Below are 1657 nucleotides of genomic sequence, written 5' to 3' on the forward strand. Positions count from 1 at the left end.
GCTTCGCTGCGCAGCGATTTATCGTAGGCATTGGCAAGGCTGAAAAATCTTGGCCCGTAGGCGTCGTCGTTGGGGCCCGTCATCGGGGATTCTGGCATGGTGTTGATGTGATCGCTAAAGACCACCAAGGAGCCCACATCGATGACGTTCGGGACGCAGTGAACCCGCGGCATTGGTGACCAGAAGAAACTCACAACCTAAGCGCTTAAAGGTGCGCACAGGGTTGGTCATCACTTTCATGGTTTGATGTTCGTAGTAATGGCCTCGGCCTTTCATGCAGATGACATCGATCACCGAACAGTTTGCCCAGAACCAACTCGCCACTGTGCCCCTCAACCGTGCTAACCGGAAAACCCTCCAGTTCTTGATACGGTATAACAATTTTGTCATCGAGTTCATCAGCAATCACGCCAAGGCCAGAGCCGAGAATAAACGCCGACTTTAGGTTCGGTAATTGGGTTTGTAGCTGTAAATTGGTTCAGCTGCTTGTGACTGGATCAAATGTCATAGTGTTTCCTCTTTCTTGTTATCTGATGAACACTTTAGCGCAAATGTTGCATGGCAAAAATCGCTTAAAATGGCATGATTGTGCTGAATAATGGCACAAAGTGAGGTGGGTAAGTGGAAGAAGGATCACGCTTAAATGTTGCGTTACTTTGATAAAGTGGCGCAGTTGGGGCAGTTTAGTCGGGCGGCGGAGCAGCTCAATATCACCAAGTCTCCTTTAAGTGCACAAATCAAAGAGTTGGAAGAGGTGTTGGGCACGGCGCTGTTTGAGAGAAACACGCGGAATGTACAACTGACTAAGGCAGGCGAGCAGTTGCAGGCAGAATGCATCTACTTTGTTACGCAGTTGAGCGCTCGGTTCATCGGGTAAAGCAGTGCGCGCGCGAAGAGAAGCAGCAACTCGATATCGGATTGATGAGTTCGATCTTCTGGCGGGTTTGGCCCCGCCTTTCATGCACTGCAACAGCTTATGCCGCATGCCACGCTGAACTTACTTGAGATCTCTCCTGAGAAGCAGGTCCGCCAGTTGTTGATGCACCAAATTGATCTGGGACTGGTGCGTTTTGCCGATACCCGTGATGTGGCGCCACTCATGAGTGAGTGTCTCTACCAAGAATTCATGGTGGTGGCATTACCCAATGAGCACCCATTAGCGCAACGAGGGCAGTTAACGCTAAGTGACTTAAAATCGCGATTTGTGATGCTAAGCAAGAGAATTCTTCGTCCATGCGTCTAATTGTTGAGTACTGCGCCAAGGCTGGCTATCGGCCTAACATCGTGCAAGAAGTGGTGGAACCGAATACTGCTTTTGGCGGTGATTTCGGCGCGTCAGGCCGTGTCGATTGTGCCGCAGAGTTATGCCAATTTATCTTGGCCTCAAGTTCGTTTTATTCCATTAAAACAACGCATTCCTGCAGGTGTTTATGCGCTTTATCATCCTGAGACTCAGAGCAATATCAAGCGGATGATTGATGAGCTCAAGCAAGCGATAGAAAGAGAGAGAAACAGTCGGAGAGAGAGCCGGGAGAATGAACCGCCGAGCCTCAGTGAGGCGTTGGCGGTTCGGATCACTTACTGCGCTTGCGCGGTGACGCGCACATCGAACGCTTCACGCCCGCTGATGCTCAGATAGTAACGTCCGGCTTTCACA

3 protein-coding genes and 1 pseudogene are annotated in these 1657 nt (G+C 50.3%); 3 read left to right on the forward strand and 1 reads right to left on the reverse strand.

What is annotated here, in order from left to right; translation table 11 throughout:
• Window positions 1-508 (reverse strand): annotated as a pseudogene (locus tag CIK04_RS35755) (purine-nucleoside phosphorylase); the annotation flags it as partial.
• 135 nt (window positions 509-643) lie between these two features.
• On the opposite strand from CIK04_RS35755, the gene CIK04_RS34370 reads away from it, so the two are divergent.
• The 3 genes from CIK04_RS34370 (at window position 644) to CIK04_RS34380 (ending at window position 1639) form a co-directional block, all read left to right on the forward strand.
• Window positions 644-877 (forward strand): LysR family transcriptional regulator, encoded by a 234-nt coding sequence (locus tag CIK04_RS34370; protein ID WP_325205899.1) that lies wholly within the window; start codon window positions 644-646, stop codon window positions 875-877.
• A 99-nt stretch (window positions 878-976) separates the two neighbouring features.
• A complete protein-coding gene (locus tag CIK04_RS34375; protein WP_325205900.1) occupies window positions 977-1243 on the forward strand; it encodes a LysR substrate-binding domain-containing protein in 267 nt (88 codons plus the stop codon).
• A 3-nt stretch (window positions 1244-1246) separates the two neighbouring features.
• A complete protein-coding gene (locus CIK04_RS34380; RefSeq protein WP_325205901.1) occupies window positions 1247-1639 on the forward strand; it encodes a hypothetical protein in 393 nt (130 codons plus the stop codon).
• Window positions 1640-1657: the final 18 nt, after the last annotated feature.

The sequence above is a fragment of the Vibrio sp. 03_296 genome (assembly GCF_002265885.1).